At 38.5% G+C, this 16,417-nt stretch carries 13 protein-coding genes and 1 riboswitch; of the genes, 4 read left to right on the top strand and 9 right to left on the bottom strand.

Features of this window, described 5'->3' with window-relative positions:
* Positions 1 to 18: 18 nt before the first annotated feature.
* From ACH3O9_RS05310 to ACH3O9_RS05335, 6 genes are all read right to left on the bottom strand, one after another.
* Complete coding sequence (locus ACH3O9_RS05310; protein WP_416445009.1) at positions 19 to 639, bottom strand: phosphoadenosine phosphosulfate reductase family protein; 621 nt, start codon at positions 637 to 639, stop codon at positions 19 to 21.
* A gap of 143 nt (positions 640 to 782) precedes the next feature.
* Positions 783 to 1,196: an RrF2 family transcriptional regulator gene (locus ACH3O9_RS05315; RefSeq protein WP_416445011.1), complete on the bottom strand. Its 414-nt coding sequence runs from the start codon at positions 1,194 to 1,196 to the stop codon at positions 783 to 785.
* A gap of 29 nt (positions 1,197 to 1,225) precedes the next feature.
* The gene (locus ACH3O9_RS05320; protein ID WP_416445013.1) at positions 1,226 to 2,392 is read right to left on the bottom strand and encodes a trans-sulfuration enzyme family protein; all 1,167 of its coding nucleotides are present in this window, start codon (positions 2,390 to 2,392) and stop codon (positions 1,226 to 1,228) included.
* Positions 2,393 to 2,608: 216 nt separating this feature from the next.
* Positions 2,609 to 3,028: an OsmC family protein gene (locus ACH3O9_RS05325; RefSeq protein ID WP_416446633.1), complete on the bottom strand. Its 420-nt coding sequence runs from the start codon at positions 3,026 to 3,028 to the stop codon at positions 2,609 to 2,611.
* Between the two features lie 87 nt (positions 3,029 to 3,115).
* Complete coding sequence (thrA, locus tag ACH3O9_RS05330) at positions 3,116 to 6,505, bottom strand: bifunctional aspartate kinase/homoserine dehydrogenase I (protein WP_416445015.1); 3,390 nt, start codon at positions 6,503 to 6,505, stop codon at positions 3,116 to 3,118.
* Between the two features lie 72 nt (positions 6,506 to 6,577).
* Positions 6,578 to 7,870, bottom strand: a complete 1,293-nt coding sequence (locus ACH3O9_RS05335) for an O-acetylhomoserine aminocarboxypropyltransferase/cysteine synthase family protein (protein WP_416445017.1) — start codon at positions 7,868 to 7,870, stop codon at positions 6,578 to 6,580.
* Positions 7,871 to 7,979: 109 nt separating this feature from the next.
* Positions 7,980 to 8,105, bottom strand: a riboswitch (SAM riboswitch).
* Positions 8,106 to 8,567: 462 nt separating this feature from the next.
* Here ACH3O9_RS05335 and metK point away from each other — a divergent pair.
* From metK to ACH3O9_RS05355, 4 genes are all read left to right on the top strand, one after another.
* A complete protein-coding gene (gene metK, locus ACH3O9_RS05340; RefSeq protein ID WP_416445019.1) occupies positions 8,568 to 9,824 on the top strand; it encodes a methionine adenosyltransferase in 1,257 nt (418 codons plus the stop codon).
* Between the two features lie 93 nt (positions 9,825 to 9,917).
* A complete protein-coding gene (locus ACH3O9_RS05345; RefSeq protein ID WP_416445021.1) occupies positions 9,918 to 10,130 on the top strand; it encodes a hypothetical protein in 213 nt (70 codons plus the stop codon).
* Positions 10,115 to 10,450: a type II toxin-antitoxin system RelE/ParE family toxin gene (locus tag ACH3O9_RS05350; protein ID WP_416445023.1), complete on the top strand. Its 336-nt coding sequence runs from the start codon at positions 10,115 to 10,117 to the stop codon at positions 10,448 to 10,450. The genes ACH3O9_RS05345 and ACH3O9_RS05350 overlap by 16 nt, the downstream gene beginning before the upstream one ends.
* Positions 10,441 to 11,364, top strand: coding sequence for a 2-hydroxyacid dehydrogenase (locus ACH3O9_RS05355; protein ID WP_416445025.1), 924 nt, complete (start codon positions 10,441 to 10,443; stop codon positions 11,362 to 11,364). The genes ACH3O9_RS05350 and ACH3O9_RS05355 overlap by 10 nt, the downstream gene beginning before the upstream one ends.
* On the opposite strand, the gene ACH3O9_RS05360 is transcribed toward ACH3O9_RS05355, so the two are convergent.
* The 3 genes from ACH3O9_RS05360 to ACH3O9_RS05370 form a co-directional block, all read right to left on the bottom strand.
* Positions 11,361 to 12,515: a Gfo/Idh/MocA family protein gene (locus tag ACH3O9_RS05360; RefSeq protein WP_416445027.1), complete on the bottom strand. Its 1,155-nt coding sequence runs from the start codon at positions 12,513 to 12,515 to the stop codon at positions 11,361 to 11,363. The genes ACH3O9_RS05355 and ACH3O9_RS05360 overlap by 4 nt on opposite strands.
* Before the next feature lie 99 nt (positions 12,516 to 12,614).
* Positions 12,615 to 13,484: a glucose 1-dehydrogenase gene (locus ACH3O9_RS05365; protein ID WP_416445029.1), complete on the bottom strand. Its 870-nt coding sequence runs from the start codon at positions 13,482 to 13,484 to the stop codon at positions 12,615 to 12,617.
* Between the two features lie 134 nt (positions 13,485 to 13,618).
* Positions 13,619 to 16,321, bottom strand: coding sequence for a carboxypeptidase regulatory-like domain-containing protein (locus tag ACH3O9_RS05370; RefSeq protein WP_416445031.1), 2,703 nt, complete (start codon positions 16,319 to 16,321; stop codon positions 13,619 to 13,621).
* Between the last annotated feature and the right edge of the window lie 96 nt (positions 16,322 to 16,417).

Below are 16,417 nucleotides of genomic sequence, written 5' to 3' on the forward strand. Positions count from 1 at the left end.
TTTTTTTAATTTTTCAGCTTAAAGCTGAATTCCGCATTCTAAATTAGATTTTGGCTTGGTAGGATCGTAATATCTGAACTCATTAGGCAAATTATTTTCTTTCAAATAATTATGAAGTTCAGGTTCTGACCAAAAGTAGAATGGACTTACTTTTAAAATGTTCTCTCCGTTTACACTTAGAATATTTAAAGTGTCTCTGTAAGCAGTCTGCCCGCGTCTTATATTAGTAAACCAAAGATCAGGATTGTGTTCATCTAGCGCTCTTTGAAAAGGCTCTAGTTTTACAGTATTCACGAAATCTTCAAACTCATCACTATCAGAACTTGGTACCTCATCAAAATTGTGATCTACTAAAGATTTGTAAACACACAGATTAACAGGTAACTCCTCTTTTATGGTTTGTGAGAATTCTACAGTTGCATCTGTATTAAAACCCGTATCACACCATACGAGATTAATTCCCGGTTTCGCTTTGCTGACTGCATGAATCAATGATGCAGAATAAGGGGCAAAATTGCTGGTTAATATAGGGCGCGAAGAAATGCTTAATGCAAACTCAATTACTTCTTCAACTGATTTATCTCGTAAAATCTGATTGTAATAATCAAGATTTTCTTTTACATGTTCTACTGTTTCCATTCAAAAATATTTAAATCCTATCGGAGTACTAGGATTTGTGACAAAAGTAACTCCCATCGTCGACGCAGACAAGGCTTTTGGGAAAATTTTTAAAAGTTTTAATTGATTATTAATATGCGACCTAAAAAATGAGATTTTTTCAGTTATTCTTTAATTATATCGGCGAGGGTGTTGTTATTCAGCACATTTAAGGTGCTATCTCTCACCTGAATCATCAAACTATGTACGGAACATGTCGCTTCATCAGGGCAATCTTCGCACTTTTCATAGAAATTTAAGCTCACACACGGCACCATCGCTACAGGACCTTCAAGAATACGCATGACATCTACCATTTTGATCTCCTCTGCAGGCATTCTTAAATAATAGCCGCCACCTTTACCTTTGCGAGATCCCAGAAATCCGGCTTTTCGCAGAGAAAGCATAATACTCTCAAGAAATTTCTGAGAAATATTTTCGCTTTTAGCGATAGCTCCTATTTGTACAGGCTCTACACATTGTTGTTTTGCGACATAAGTCAGGGCTTTAAGGCCGTATTTGGTCTTTTTTGAAAGCATAATGCAAAGGTACGAAATTGCCTTTCATCTTACGCTTTTAGCGCCTGATCCAGATCTGCGATAATATCTTCAACATGTTCTAAACCTACAGAACAACGTACTAAACCATCTGTAATACCAACTTCAAGACGATCTTCTTCACTTAACTTGCTATGTGTGGTTGATGCAGGATGCGTTACAATTGTTCTGGTATCTCCTAAATTTGCAGAAAGCGAACACATTTTTATAGCATTTAGAAATTTTCGCCCTGCTTCTACTCCGCCTTTCACTTCAAAAGCAACGATGTTTCCACCTAAACGCATTTGTTTTTTAGCAACTTCATACTGCGGATGCGACTTCAAAAAAGGATATTTCACAAAATTCACCTGCGGATGTTCTTCCAGAAATTCAGCTACTTTTAATGCATTTTCGCAATGGCGATCTGCACGTACATGTAACGTTTCTAAACTTTTTGAAAGTATCCATGCGTTAAATGGCGATAAAGCCGGACCTGTATTTCTTGCAAATAAATAAATTTCACGTATAAGATCAGATTTTCCTACTGTTACTCCACCCATCGCACGTCCCTGACCGTCAATCATTTTAGTTGCAGAATGAATTACAAGATCTGCACCAAATTTTATAGGCTGCTGTAAATACGGCGTCGCAAAGCAATTATCAACCACAAAAATGAGATTATGTTTTTTTGCGATATCACCTAAAAGTTCAAGATCAAGAACATCAACCGCCGGATTTGTAGGTGATTCTACATATAAAATCTTAGTTTCAGGCTTGATAAGGTTTTCTATTTTATCAACCTCATCTACTTTAAAATATGATGTAGAGATATTCCACTTAGGAAGGTATTTTGTAAACAAAGTATGCGTAGAACCAAAAACTGATCTGGCTGAAACAATGTGATCACCACTATTTAAAAGCGCTGCAAAAGTTGAAAAAACAGCTGCCATTCCTGTCGCAAAAGCATAACCAGCTTCTGCACCTTCAAGCTTACAGATTTTATCTACAAACTCTGTTGTATTCGGATTTGTAAATCGGCTATAAATATTGCGATCTTTCTCTTCAGCAAAGCTGGAGCGCATATCTTCTGCATCTTCAAAAATAAAGCTGGACGTCATATAAATAGGCGACGTGTGCTCAAGATTTTCAGAACGGTTTAATTGCGTGCGTATCGCTTCAGTTTCAAAATGCTTACTCATAATTTTTTATTGATGATGGGTCTTCGACAAGCTCAGACTGAAATTAGCTTTTATAGTTGTAATCTAGAATGGGTCTTCGACAGGCTCAGACGGACATATCGTTTCATTATTGTGATAGTGATATTAAATTAAATAGATTGTCTTCGACAGGCTCAGACGGACAACGGTTTGAAACACAAATCAAAGCTAACATGTCCTGCTGAGCTTGTCGAAGCATTATAATTCCTGTCCGTTTAAAAATATTTTATATGTGATTGTAACACTAGGCTCCAGCGTGATTGACACCGAACAATATTTGTCAAAACTCAGGTTTGCTGCGCGCAAAGCTTTTGCAGGATCGATATCACCTTCCAGATAAACATTTACAGAAATAAACTCAAACGGCTTAGCGCCTTTTACTTCTTTACGCTCACCTTCAACTTCTACATGATAAGAATCAATTTCCTGCTTCTGTTTCTTTAAAATTGAAATCACATCTATAGCGCTGCAACCTCCCACTCCCATTAATAGAAGTTCCATTGGGCTTGAGCCTTTTACTTCATCACGGGTTTTATTATCTATCAAAACAGGTATTCCTGAAGCTCCTTTAGCTTCAAAAAGATAATCGCTGTCTATTCTGTCAAGTGTTACTTTCATTGTTTTTTCTTTCTTATTATTCTCTCCTTTTGCGAGAGATGCCCAGTTCTCGATACAATTCATTAAAATGAATTACTCGAACTGACGCTAACTATCTTTTTCTGCCAGTCTTAATATATCTCCAAAAACGCCACGCGCTGTCACGGCTGCTCCGGCACCAGCTCCCTGAATCACAAGTGGCTGATCACCATACGACTCGGTATAAATTTCAAAAATAGAATCGCTGCCATTTACCTGCCCTAAAGCCGAATTTTGTGGCACTGAAACCAGTTTTACTACAAGTTTACCACCATCATCTGTTGATAAATCGCCGTAAAGATCGCCAACATAGCGCAAAACATGACCTGCTTGTTGCGATTTTTTACGTTGCTCGTAGGTTTCGTCCAGCTCTTCCAGTCGCTTTAAGAAATCTCTTGTGTCACCATCTCTTAAATCTTCGGGAATCAGGTTTTCAATTTCCACATCTTCAAATTCTTTATGCAGATCAAGTTCGCGCGCAAGAATGAGTAATTTTCTACCTACATCATTTCCGCAAAGATCTTCACGAGGATCAGGTTCTGTATAACCCTGATCGATCGCTTCTTTAAGTATAGACGAAAACTTTCTGTCTTCCTTAGAAAAAGTGTTGAATAAATAGCTCAAAGAACCCGAAAAAACGCCTTTTATACGGGTAATATTGTCGCCTGAAAGATGCAGTAAACGTATCGTATCAATAAGCGGTAAACCAGCGCCTACGTTAGTTTCGTATAAATATCGCTTCTGATTTTCAGCTAATGTTTTACGCAGGTTTCTGTAGAAATCAAAACTTACCGTATTGGCTATTTTATTCGAAGAAACAAGGTCAAAACCGTTCTTTACGAGTTTTGTGTAATTCAATATAAAGTCTTTATTTCCTGTGTTGTCAATCGCGATCAGGTTTGCAAGATGATTTGCTTTCGCGAAAGCAATAACCGTATCAACACCACCTTCAGTTGATTCATTGGCAAACGTATTTTTCCAATCGGTTTCTACGCCGTTTTTTGTGAAAAGGACTTTCTTAGAATTAGTTACCGCAAAAATATTCAAGGCGATATCCTTTCTCTTCTCTATTTTTTCTTTCGAATTTATAATCTGATCGATCAGCGTTCCACCTACTAAACCGTGACCAAAAATCGCAAGATTCACTTTTTTAGCAATACCAAAAATTTCACCATGAATTACATTAAGTGTTTTGTTGAGATTTTCGCGGCGCACAACTACACTCACATTTTTTCCGGTAACCGTGTTATTAAAAAGCAACGGCACAATTCCGTTTTTTATAATCGCGCTGTATGGTTTATGAAAAGTACTCAAATCCTGCCCAATGATAGAAACCACCGCTACCTCATCTATAATTTCGATCTGCGTAACATCCTGACTGTGGAAATCACTGGCAAACTCGCGTTTTAAAGCAGCAACTGTATTCTTAGAATCGGCCGCCGTTACAACGAGACCAATTCCCCGCTCTGAAGAACCCTGCGAAATAATACTCACACTTATTCCCTGATCACCCAGTGCCCTGAATATTCTGGCATCTACTCCCACTTTTCCTAAAAGTCCGCGACCTTCAAGATTAATCAAAGCCATTTTATCGAGTACAGAGAGCGATTTTATGCCTTCTTCTTCCGATTTTGCCGTGATTAAAGTACCCTCATCATCTGACTTAAACGTATTAAGAATACGCAGCGGAATATTCTTCTCAATTAACGGAATAATAGTTTTCGCGTGCAAAATGGTCGTTCCAAAATTTGCCAGTTCATTTGCCTCGCCATAGGTAAGTCTGGCAATTTTTTGTGCATCAGGAACAAGATCCGGATTAGCAGTAAAAATCCCATCAACATGCGTGTAATTTTGCAATTCTGCAGCGTCCAGGTAATTTGCCAGCAAAGCCGCTGTATAATTACTGCCGTTACGGCCCAGCGTTGTGGTATGATTTTGTGCGTTTGAAGCGATAAAACCGGTCACAATATTAACTGTATCGCCGTTATGTGCCGCAAAATGCTTGATCACATTTTCTTTTGAAATCTTATCAATAGGTTGTGCGTTACCAAAAACATCATTTGTTTTTATGAGTTCGCGGCTATCTGCAAAATGCGCTTTTACATTTCTATTTTTAAGCAATTGAGTAATAAGTTTAACCGAAATAATCTCTCCGTAAGAAAGAATTTCGTCCTTAATCTTATCGCTGTAATCGCCCAGCAAAGCAACACCTTCAAAAAGGCGGTCAATTTGTTTAAATTGCTCGTTGAGATCAACATTAAAATCTCCTTTTTGGTAGATTTTAAAAGCTTCCAGTTGATGCTGATAATCGAGCCCGGAAGCTGCTTTTTGCAATATTTCTTCTAATTCATCTGTTGCGCCACCACGTGCCGAAAGCACCACAGCGATACGCTCGCCATTTGCGATTTTATTCTCAATGATTTTGACAACGGTTTCTATTCCTTTTCCGTTTGCTAAGGATTTTCCGCCAAATTTTAAAATCTTTAGTTTTTGGTTTTCATGATCTCTTTGAAATATAGGCTGAAGCAATTGCTCAAGCTGTTCAAATTCAATTAAAAAAGCATCGTGACCATGAACCGAATTTATTTCGCCATAAGTCACGTTATTTTTAACCAAAGCGAGTTGCTTGTAGGTTTCGCGATTTTCTTCAGGTGTAAAAAACAAATCAGAATCTACGCCTACAATATGAATATTTGCCGCAACCTGTGTTAAAACGTCACTCAGATTTTCGCGATTGCGTGTTACATCAATAGACTTAAGCAACTGGTTCATCAAACGGTAAGCGCTAAGCTGAAAGCGATCTTTCAGTTTTGTTCCGTGATGATCAAGCCAGCTTTCGACATTAAAAATCTTAAGATCTTCATTTGTACTTCGCTGAAATTTATTCTTAAATGATTCTGGCGTGCGATAACACAACATCGCATGCATACGCGCGTCGTGTACAGGCTGACTGGAATTCAGCAAAATCTGTTCCTGAATCTGGCAATTTGCAATCAGCCAGTCGGTAGATTTCCAATCTGATGCTACAGGAATGAGATGCTCAGTAATTTCCGGCGAAAGCGCGACCATTTCCCAGGCAATACCACCACCTAAAGAACCGCCAATAATTGCAAACAATTTGTCGATTTTTAGCTGTTCCAGCCCGATAATAAAAGCGCGGGCGACATCTTGAGCGACATAATCTTTATAATTTTCAATCACAAAACCATCATAACCGTTCCCGGGAATATTGAAACAAATGACTGTATATTTTGTGGTATCGATACATTTTCCGTCACCTATAATGGCATTCCACCAACCATCATCACCAGAAACATGCGAGTTTCCGGTTAATGCGTGATTGACTAAAATGACAGGCGCATCGTGAAGGGGACGGCCAAAAATCTCATAGCTTAGAGACAAAGTCTGCGTGTGTCCAGACAATGTTGTAAAATCTGCTATGGAAAGGGTATGTAACATATATGTAATTAAATTCTTAGTCGGTTAGCGTGCAATTACTTTCCCCGATTCTTAATGTTCTATTATTAAATTTTAAGCTAAAACTTTTTTATCCAGATGCGAAAAGGCTGCTTTAAGATCTGCTTTTAAATCTTCCAGATCCTCGAGACCCACAGAAAGTCTAATCAAATCCTGAGTAACACCGGTTGATGCCTGCGCTTTCTCATCAAGTTGTTGATGTGTTGTACTTGCCGGGTGAATAATAAGTGATTTTGTGTCGCCAATATTAGCTAAAAGCGAAAAGATTTTTGCCTCATTTGCGATGGTTTTTGCGCTTTCATAACCACCTTTTACGCCAAAAGTCACAAGACCGCTTTGTCCTTTAGGAAGATATTCTTGTGCAAGTTCGTAATAATCACTGTCTTCAAGACCCGGATAATTTACCCAGGTAACCTCATCCTGTTCCTGCAACCATTTGGCTAAAGCCAGAGCATTCTCGCTGTGTTTTTTAATGCGGATTTCCAGAGTTTCTAATCCCTGAATAATCTGAAATGCGTTAAACGGACTCAATGCTGCACCGTGATCGCGTAAACCTTCTATGCGTGCTTTTGCAATAAATGCCGCGGGGCCTAAAGCTTCATGATAAATCAAGCCGTGATATCCCGCTGAAGGTTCGGTAAATTCAGGGAATTTACCACTTGACCAGTCGAATGTGCCGGCGTCAATGATTGCCCCGCCTAAAGTGGTTCCGTTACCGTTAATATATTTGGTCAAAGAATGAATTACAATATTTGCGCCGTGCGCAATAGGATTGAGCAAAGCGGGAGTTGCAACCGTATTATCTACAATAAGCGGAATTTTATTTTCTTTCGCGACAGCTGAAATCGCTTTAATATCGAGCACGTCCAGTTTTGGATTTCCCAGAGATTCTATAAAGATCGCTCGCGTATTTTCTTTTACAGCATCCTGAAAATTTGAAGCTTCTGCAGGATCTACAAAAGTAGTTGTGATGCCAAATCTGGGTAAAGTAACGCTGAGTAAATTCCACGTACCGCCGTACAAACTACTAGAAGCAACAATATGATCACCAGATTTTAATAGTGTAAGCAAAGTTGTGTTGATCGCAGCCGTTCCGGAAGCAGTAACAACCGCGGCAATACCCCCTTCAAGGGCGGCAAGGCGCTGCTCAAGAATATCATTTGTAGGGTTGTTTAAGCGGGTGTAAATAAAACCCGGCTCTGAAAGATTAAAAAGATTAGCAGCATGGTCTGCATTGTTGAAGACATAGCTGGTTGTCTGGTAAATGGGAACTGCTCGTGTGCCGCCGTGTACCTTTGTGTCATGACCGACGTGCAATGCCTGTGTTGAAAATTGTGTTGTGCTCATTTTTCTTTCTGTTTAAAGTTGATTAACTAAAAGCAACAGATCTCACCCTGAGATCGTAAAAAGAAAAATGTTATAAAGAAATACGGAAACAGATTTTAAGCTGTTTTTATCGTTATCTATCCCTTTCTGCCCGATTTTTTAATCAGGCTTTGGGTAGAATGTAGCACCTTCTTTCAAAGAGAAAGGGTTGCTAAGGCTTCAGCGGGTCTAATCCCTCGGCCTTTCTTGATAACATTTCACTACGCTTTTGAACTTGAGGACAAAGATTGCGAAACAAAATGCAGAAATCCAACATATTCATAGATAATTTTATGTTATTAGTAAATAGCAGGATTTGCCAGCATGTTTTTCTGACATTTATAGAAAGAAAATTTTCTACCTGATTATTTTTCGATTAAATCTGAGGTTGTTGATTAGGTTCTAAATTTCTACATTTGCGCCCTCAAGAGGAAAGATTTGACTGATTGCAACCTCTGCTACCTGATTTTGGTAGAAATAAAAATGCTAAAGGCAGTGTTAACTTCCTAAAGGCGTACCGTCAAATCAACTTTAACGAAAAATTAATTGATTCCTCAACACAGAAATTTTGTTTTGAGGTAGTTTTAAAATCTCGCTTAAAACGCGAAAAATCAGCTCTGCGAGGGTTAAAATCAGCTCGAATTTAGCCAAAAACAGAGTTTAAATTAAAAATTGCTGAATGGCTTATTTATTTACATCTGAAAGTGTCTCTGAAGGGCACCCGGATAAAATTGCAGATCAAATTAGTGACACGTTACTTGACAACTTTCTGGCCTTTGACCCGGAATCTAAAGTAGCTTGTGAAACTTTAGTAACAACTGGTCAGGTTGTGCTTGCCGGTGAGGTAAAAAGTGACACTTATCTCGACGTACAGACGATTGCCCGCGATGTGATCAATGACATTGGTTATACAAAAGGCGCTTATAAATTTAGCGGCGACAGCTGTGGTGTTATTTCTCTAATTCATGAGCAGTCACAAGATATCAATCAAGGCGTAGACCGTGCGACCAAAGAAGAACAGGGAGCCGGTGACCAGGGAATGATGTTTGGTTACGCTACTCGCGAAACTGAAAATTATATGCCTCTGGCACTTGATATTTCGCACAGGCTTATGATTGAGCTTGCTAAATTGAGACGTGAAGAAAATGAAATCAAATATTTGCGCCCGGATGCAAAAGCTCAGGTAACTATTGAATACAGCGATGAAAATATTCCGCAGAAAATAGTTGCTATTGTAGTCTCTACTCAGCATGATCAGTTTGAGGAAGACGATGATAAAATGCTTGATAAAATCAAGGAAGATATCATTAAAATTCTCATTCCACGAGTTAAAAACAGCCTGCCCGAAGAACAGGCTACGCTTTTTAATGACGATATCATTTACCATATCAACCCAACAGGGAAATTCGTAATAGGCGGGCCACACGGTGATGCTGGTTTAACCGGCCGTAAGATCATTGTAGACACTTATGGTGGAAAAGGCGCTCACGGTGGTGGAGCTTTTTCTGGTAAAGACCCTAGTAAAGTAGACCGTTCTGCAGCTTATGCCTCTCGACATATTGCAAAAAATCTTGTCGCTGCCGGAGTTGCAGACGAAGTGCTTGTGCAGGTTTCTTATGCTATTGGTGTTGTTGAGCCGACTTCGATTTTTGTTGACACATATAAAACTTCAAAAGTTAATCTGTCTGATGGTGACATTGCAAGGAAAGTGCATGAAATTTTTGATATGAGACCCGCAGCGATTGAAGAACGTCTGAAATTGCGTAATCCCATTTACCGAGAAACTTCAGCTTATGGTCACATGGGTAAGACTCCCGCAACCATCACCAAAATTTTTGAAAGTCCGTATAGCGGGCGAGTGAGCCGGGAAGTAGAACTCTTCACCTGGGAAAAACTTGACTACGTTGATAAAGTGAAAGAAGCTTTTAAACTATAAATTTTGAAACGTCGCTTAATTGCGGCGTTTTTTATGCTCTATTATTAAGAATTGAATTTGAACAAATTTCCTAACTTTAAAAAAACGTTTCTCATGGAAAGTACAATGCTGAAAAAAAAGATTCAGGAAAGAATTTCTACTGCAGATTATGACCTGTTGAAAAAGATTGATGAGGCAATTGCCGCCTTTGAATATCAAAAACAACAGGATCGCATGATTGAAGAAGCCGAAGAAGATATAAAAGCCGGAAGGGTTTACTCTCAACAAGAAATGACAGAACAAATTAGAGGTTGGAAAGAATTATAAAACAAGTAATCTGGACTTCTCGAGCTTCAAAGGATTTGAGACAAATTACTTCTTTTTATTCTAAGCTATATGGCTGGGACAAGGCGCTTGATATTGCTTTCCAAATTAGAAAAGAAACAGAAATATTTGAAAACTCAGAAATTGATATTAATTCTATTGGCGCTCCGGATGAATTTTTCAAACATCTTAAGAGAGATTATCGCAAATATATCTTTCACCATTGCAAAATCACTTATCGGGTTGGAAATGATACTATTTATATTGTTCGCGTCTTCGATACCCGTCAAAATCCATCTAAAAATCTTCAACCTTGGCCTTAATCTTACTCCGTTCTGATAAAAACTACGAGCAATGGCTGAACGCTTTTGCCGATTTTGACCCTGATTTTCCCGTTTTTACACCTGAAACAGCGGAAAATAAGGAAGATATAATTATGGCACTTTCGTGGAAAGCACCGGCGGGAAGTTATAATCAATACCCAAACCTGAAAGTTATAGGCTCAATGGGAGCCGGTGTAGACCATCTTTTTGAAGATCCTGAATTACCTGAAAACATTCAACTTACAAGAGTCGTTGATGAATATCTGGCGACAGATATGCGCGAATTTGTATTGGCGCAATGCATGAGCACTATTAAAAACCTCAACACTTTTAGCAGAAAACAACCACATTGGGATAGATTACCTTATCGACGTGTTGCTGATGTCACTGTCGGGATTATGGGACTTGGAGTTTTAGGTCAGGCCGTAAGCGAACTTCTGCACCAGGTTGGTTTTAAAGTTACCGGCTGGTCACATTCTTATAAGGATCTTGAATTTGTAAAAAGTTACAGCGGAGAAAAAGAACTAAATAAATTTCTGTCTACCGCCGAAATATTAGTCTGTCTGCTACCGCTGACCGAAGAAACTTCGGGAATTTTAAATAAAGCACTTTTTGATCAACTTCCAAAGGGGGCTTATCTCATCAATGTAGCACGAGGAGGCCATCTTAACGAAACTGATTTACTGGAAGCTCTTCATTCCGAGAAATTGAGCGGAGCATCGCTGGATGTTTTTGAGCAGGAACCCCTGCCCAAAGATCATCCATTCTGGAGAGAACCTAATATTCTTATTACTCCACATGTGGCTAGTGTAAGTTCGCCAGAATCTATCATTCCACAAGTTGTGGAAAACTATAACCGCCTACAAGCAGGTGAACCTTTGCTTAATACCGTTTCGCGAAAGCGGGGTTATTAACTTATTTCCACACGTTTACCACCACCTTCAGCAGATTCATATATTGCCATAAGAATTTTTAAATCACGTAATCCCATCTCTCCCGGTACGATAGATTGCTGATCCTTGCTAAAATGCGTCGCCTGACTATCCATTTGATTGGCTTGTTCATATACATTTTCAAAATCCATTGGTCCTTCCATAGTTTGTCCCTTTTTGCCATCGTAGCTATATGCCGGGCTTAGTTTCCACCATCCTCTTTCTGCCTTTCCGTACAGTAAATCTTCAGCCTTTGCATAACTGCTCTCACATTCTGCAACAAAGCCATCATCAAATTCCATTTTCCATTTAATTGACTGTTCCACATCAAAGAAATAGGTAGGTTTTGTTACTTCGCCAAATTCTGCGGTAACTGCTATAGGGGTTTTACCCAGTGTATAAATTACGCCCTGCACGCAATAAATTCCAAGATCCATCAGCGGACCACCACCGGCCATTTCTTTATTGAGCCGCCAGACATTAGGTTTACCGCTGGTCATATCTTCACTAAAATTTGCTTTAACCTCAGTTACTTTACCAAATAGTTTTTGTTGCCCCAACTCTGCCACACGTTTATTAAAGGGCTCAAAATGGAGACGATAACCAATAGCCAGTTTTACCCCATTTTCCTTACAGGCATCTATCATACGCTGGGCATCAGCTACATTTGTGGCCATGGGTTTCTCACAAATTATATCTTTCTTAGTCTTTGCTGCGCGTACTACATAATCTGCATGCATGCTATTGGGCAATACGATGTAAATAATATCTATGTCATCATTATCTGCTATCTCATCAAAATTCTCATAGTTGTAAACATTTTTATCGGGTATGTTATATTTTGACTTCCAGGCATCCACCTTATCCGGGGTGCCTGTTACAATTCCCGCCAGGTAACAATTTTTAGTTTGCTCTAAAGCAGGCGCTAATTGCCCCGTACTGTAACCTCCTAAACCAACTAGGGCTATTCCTTTTTTAGTATCTTGATCATTACCTACTGCTTCGTCTAAAGCGGTTGCTAAGTCTCCAGAAAAAGAGGAAAGCACAGGCACACCCGTCACGGTAGCTCCAAGACCAAGACTCATATTTTTTATAAAGCGGCGTCTGTCGTTATTTTTAGTATTTAATTTCATTAGGTATATTTTATTAGATTTTGGAAAACGAAAAAAGTGCCTCTATAAAGGGCTTTGTAAATTCTTAGAAATCTTAAAGGCAGACTATTTCTCTTCTGATTAAATAGTAGGAGTACCACCAGTCACCTGCACGGTAGAACCTGTCATGTAACTTGAATCTTCTGAGGCCAGAAGTACATAAATAGGTGCAACTTCAGCAGGTTGTCCCGGTCTTTTTAGCGGCGTGTATTCCCCAAACGATTTTACCTCATCTGCCGGCATAGTAGCTGGTATAAGCGGTGTCCAGATAGGTCCCGGTGCGACACAATTAGCACGTATTCCTTTTTCGGCTAGTAACTGACCAAGGTTTGCCGTAAAATTTTGGATTGCCCCTTTTGTAGCAGCATAGGCTAGTAAGGTGGGCGTTGGCTTGTAGGCGTTGACTGAAGTGGTATTTACGATAGTGCTGCCCGGTTTCATATAAGGTTCGGCTGCTTTGCAGATATAGAACATGGAATAGATATTTGTTTTAAAAGTATAATCCCACTCCTCATCAGGAACATCTTGTAATGATTCTCTGGCCATTTGAAAGGCAGCATTATTTACCAGAATATCTATTTGACCAAATTCCTTTACAGCACGCTCAACAATTTGTTCACATTGAGATTTTTCGCTAATATCCCCGGCTACTAATACAGCCTTTTTACCCGCTTTTTCAACATATCCTGCCGTTTTTTTAGCGTCTTCATGTTCTGATAAATACGATATGAGAACATTAGCACCTTCACGTGCAAAAGCAATAGCGACCGCTCTGCCTATACCGCTGTCTGCACCGGTAATTATAGCATTTTTACCTTCAAGTTTTCCGGTACCCTTATAGCTTTCTTCGCCGTGATCTACCTTGGGAGTCATTGCTTCTTCAGTACCCGGCACTTCTTGCTTTTCTTTAGGAAATGGTGGTGTCTTGTATTTATTTTGAGGATCTTTCATAGCATCATTTTTAAAAGGTTGTTGTTTCTTCTAAAATTATGAATACCAGAAAGTTCAGGAGCGCTCTGTCACGCTAAACATTTCTTAAAATTATAATGAAGTATTATTAAAAATTTTAACCTTCTTCCTGTTAATTACAAATTATATTTTACAGATAACATTACAATACGCGGTTGCACATAATAGCGTGTAGTTGTACTAAAGGTCTCATTAAAACTGTCGTTGTTTAATGAATCGACATCAAAAAGATTGGTTCCGTCTACACGAAATTCCCACTTGCTTTCTGGTTTTTGATACCAAAGGCTGGCTTCAAAAAAGGAATACTCATTTTGCACCGTTTTATCATCATTATAATAATTGTAGTAACTCCAGTCTGCCGTAAAGGTGAAGCCTTTTAAGAACTTGAAATCTACGTTCGCAAAAGGTCTGTCTGTATAAAAATCACTTTCCAGACCACCGTTGTCATATTGATTGATACTTCTGTTGTACCCTATTTCTAAATTAGGAGCAGTTTTAAAATTAGTCTCTAAGCTTCCCTGATAACTTTGTGTGAAATTTTTAGACTTTCGGTAATTTGAATTTATAATGTTGTTGAGTTCGCTATACGAGACATTCGCACTTAAATTGGCTTTTAATTTTCTGAAGGTTTTTTGAAAACGCCCGTTGGCACTTAAAGTATTATCTACAAAATCGCTGTTTATAGGCATAGAAACCTGATTTATCTGCTCTATTACTGTCTGATTTTTGATCGCATCTACTCTACTTGTATAATTGACGCCCCCATTTAAATTTGTAAAATTAAACATGTTAAAATTAAAATAGTTCAGGCTCAGGGTGTGATAAATTGCGTTATCGAGATTTGTATTTCCGCGTGCCAGTCTGTTGTAGTTATTAAATACATAACCTTCGGCGAAATCATTTACATCTGTATACTGCGCCGTCATCTGGTAGTTAAAACGTAAACTTTCGCTTTGCTTAAACTGCGCGATCGCATATAAGTCTGGCAAAACCATAGTTTGATTTTCATGTGTACTTACTCCCACTTGCTCTGTATCTGTTATGTAATCATGAAAGGTCAATCCCGGTGTAATTGTAAAAATTCCTGTTTTAAATTTATAATGCACACCCAGAAACAAGTCTGAAAATTTGTAAGTAACATCGTTATTCAATGCAGGATCTTCAAAGTCATTTTGAGAACCAGAATCGAGTATTTGAAAGATCGAAGAATTAAAATCCTGTCTACTTAATGTAGTACCTAAGCTTAAGTTTAAATTGCTCTTGTCATTAATTACATAATAGTAATCCAGCTTAGAATCCAGTTTATTAGTCTTGAGTAATTTGTCCTGATTTATATCAAAGTTATTTTGATTTTCATCTAAAGGAAGAATGTTTTGAAAAGGCTGCACTTTTACAATTGCTTCATAAAAAGGATCTTCGTTCTGGTACAGATGCTGTACGTAGCCTGCAAAAATGTTTTTTTCATCAAGCGTGTAATAAGCATTTAAATTTTGATTGAGTGAAAAAGGCGAATTATCCTGATTTTCTGTTATCGGGTTTGAAACTTCCCCGTCTGCATCTGTAAAAACAGAAAGCGCATCTGTATTTTGTGATTGTTTTGAATATTTTGCCAGCACATCATAATCCATTTGAAAACGCGCATTTGGTTTGAAGGTTGCGCTAAATTTTGCCATAGCCAATTGATTGCGTTGATCGCTATCGCTGGTGTTTACTTCAGTTTCATTAGTTTGAATATATCTGCGTAACGAGCGCTGTATAAAATTGGTCTGGTTATCACTAAAAAGCGTAAAACCACTTAAATCCCAGGCATCAGAAGCCTGATAACTAAAATTTGCTGCACCAAATTTGGTTTCCATTTCATTTGCCTGGTTGTTTTGCGAAACCAAAAACCCTAATCCGCTGTCTGCAATATTAAATGAAGTACCACCACGCTGATTAAAGTTTCTAAAACCTCCTGTAAAATTGAAATAATCACGAAAAGTAAAAGGAACATCTCCTGTATTGTTTGTATTTCCTATAAGATTAATACTTCCTTTTGGGCTGTAATAAAACAACTTGGCACTGCCTAAATAACGGGTTTTTTCTCCGTCACCTATTCCGCCTTGTAGTTCACCAAACCAAAAATTCTTTTTTCCGTCTTTAAGTTTAATATTGATCGCAACATTATCCTGATCGTTACCCAGACCACGCATTTGATCTACTTCATTATAATTCTTTAAAATCTCTACTTTCTTCAGAGCATCTGCAGGAATGTTTTTAGTTGCCAGTTTAGAATCACCATCAAAGAAATCTTTGCCTTCAACCATTACTTTAGTTACGCTTTTACCCTCTACAGTAATACCGCCATTTTCATCAACCTCTACCCCGGGAAGTTTTTTAAGCACATCACCCAATTTACGTTCTGTACCGTTAGTAAAACTATCTGTATTGTAAACAATAGTATCACCTCTTACTACCACCGGCATCTCGTAGACCAATTCTACATCGTCCAGCTGATTTGCAGCCGGCATAAGTACAAAATCAAGATTAATGTTATCACCGCCTTCAGGTATGTTTACATCTTTAGTTTCCGGCGCAAGCCCTAAAAAACTGGCTACAAATGTGTATTCTTCACCAGAGGGAACCGAAAACTGATAGCGCCCATCTGAGTTACTAATTGCATAAGACTCCATCGCCCCATCTGCCTTTTTAGTTGCGATTACATTAGCCAATTCTAACGGTGTACCAATACTATCTTTAACTGTACCACTGATTTTTACATTCTGAGCAAAGAGTGATACGCTTCCTAAAAAAAGGAATATTAAAATGGGGTATTTCATAATTTGGTTGATTGATTGAATCTCCCTCTCTGCCTGCGGCATCTCTCTCCAAGGGAGAGAAAGATTGGGATGAGTTTTATAAAACTAAAATGTGCT

It is taken from the genome of Leeuwenhoekiella sp. A16 (assembly GCF_047946675.1).
In the GTDB taxonomy this organism is placed as follows: Bacteria; Bacteroidota; Bacteroidia; order Flavobacteriales; family Flavobacteriaceae; genus Leeuwenhoekiella.

What these genes read in the sequence shown, in the direction of transcription:
- ACH3O9_RS05310 (WP_416445009.1), bottom strand. Translation starts at nt 639, where the DNA reads ATGGAAACAGTAGAACATGTAAAAGAAAATCTTGATTATTACAATCAG.
- ACH3O9_RS05315 (WP_416445011.1), bottom strand. Translation starts at nt 1,196, where the DNA reads ATGCTTTCAAAAAAGACCAAATACGGCCTTAAAGCCCTGACTTATGTC.
- ACH3O9_RS05320 (WP_416445013.1), bottom strand. Translation starts at nt 2,392, where the DNA reads ATGAGTAAGCATTTTGAAACTGAAGCGATACGCACGCAATTAAACCGT.
- ACH3O9_RS05325 (WP_416446633.1), bottom strand. Translation starts at nt 3,028, where the DNA reads ATGAAAGTAACACTTGACAGAATAGACAGCGATTATCTTTTTGAAGCT.
- thrA (WP_416445015.1), bottom strand. Translation starts at nt 6,505, where the DNA reads ATGTTACATACCCTTTCCATAGCAGATTTTACAACATTGTCTGGACAC.
- ACH3O9_RS05335 (WP_416445017.1), bottom strand. Translation starts at nt 7,870, where the DNA reads ATGAGCACAACACAATTTTCAACACAGGCATTGCACGTCGGTCATGAC.
- metK (WP_416445019.1), top strand. Translation starts at nt 8,568, where the DNA reads ATGGCTTATTTATTTACATCTGAAAGTGTCTCTGAAGGGCACCCGGAT.
- ACH3O9_RS05345 (WP_416445021.1), top strand. Translation starts at nt 9,918, where the DNA reads ATGGAAAGTACAATGCTGAAAAAAAAGATTCAGGAAAGAATTTCTACT.
- ACH3O9_RS05360 (WP_416445027.1), bottom strand. Translation starts at nt 12,515, where the DNA reads ATGAAATTAAATACTAAAAATAACGACAGACGCCGCTTTATAAAAAAT.
- ACH3O9_RS05365 (WP_416445029.1), bottom strand. Translation starts at nt 13,484, where the DNA reads ATGAAAGATCCTCAAAATAAATACAAGACACCACCATTTCCTAAAGAA.
- ACH3O9_RS05370 (WP_416445031.1), bottom strand. Translation starts at nt 16,321, where the DNA reads ATGAAATACCCCATTTTAATATTCCTTTTTTTAGGAAGCGTATCACTC.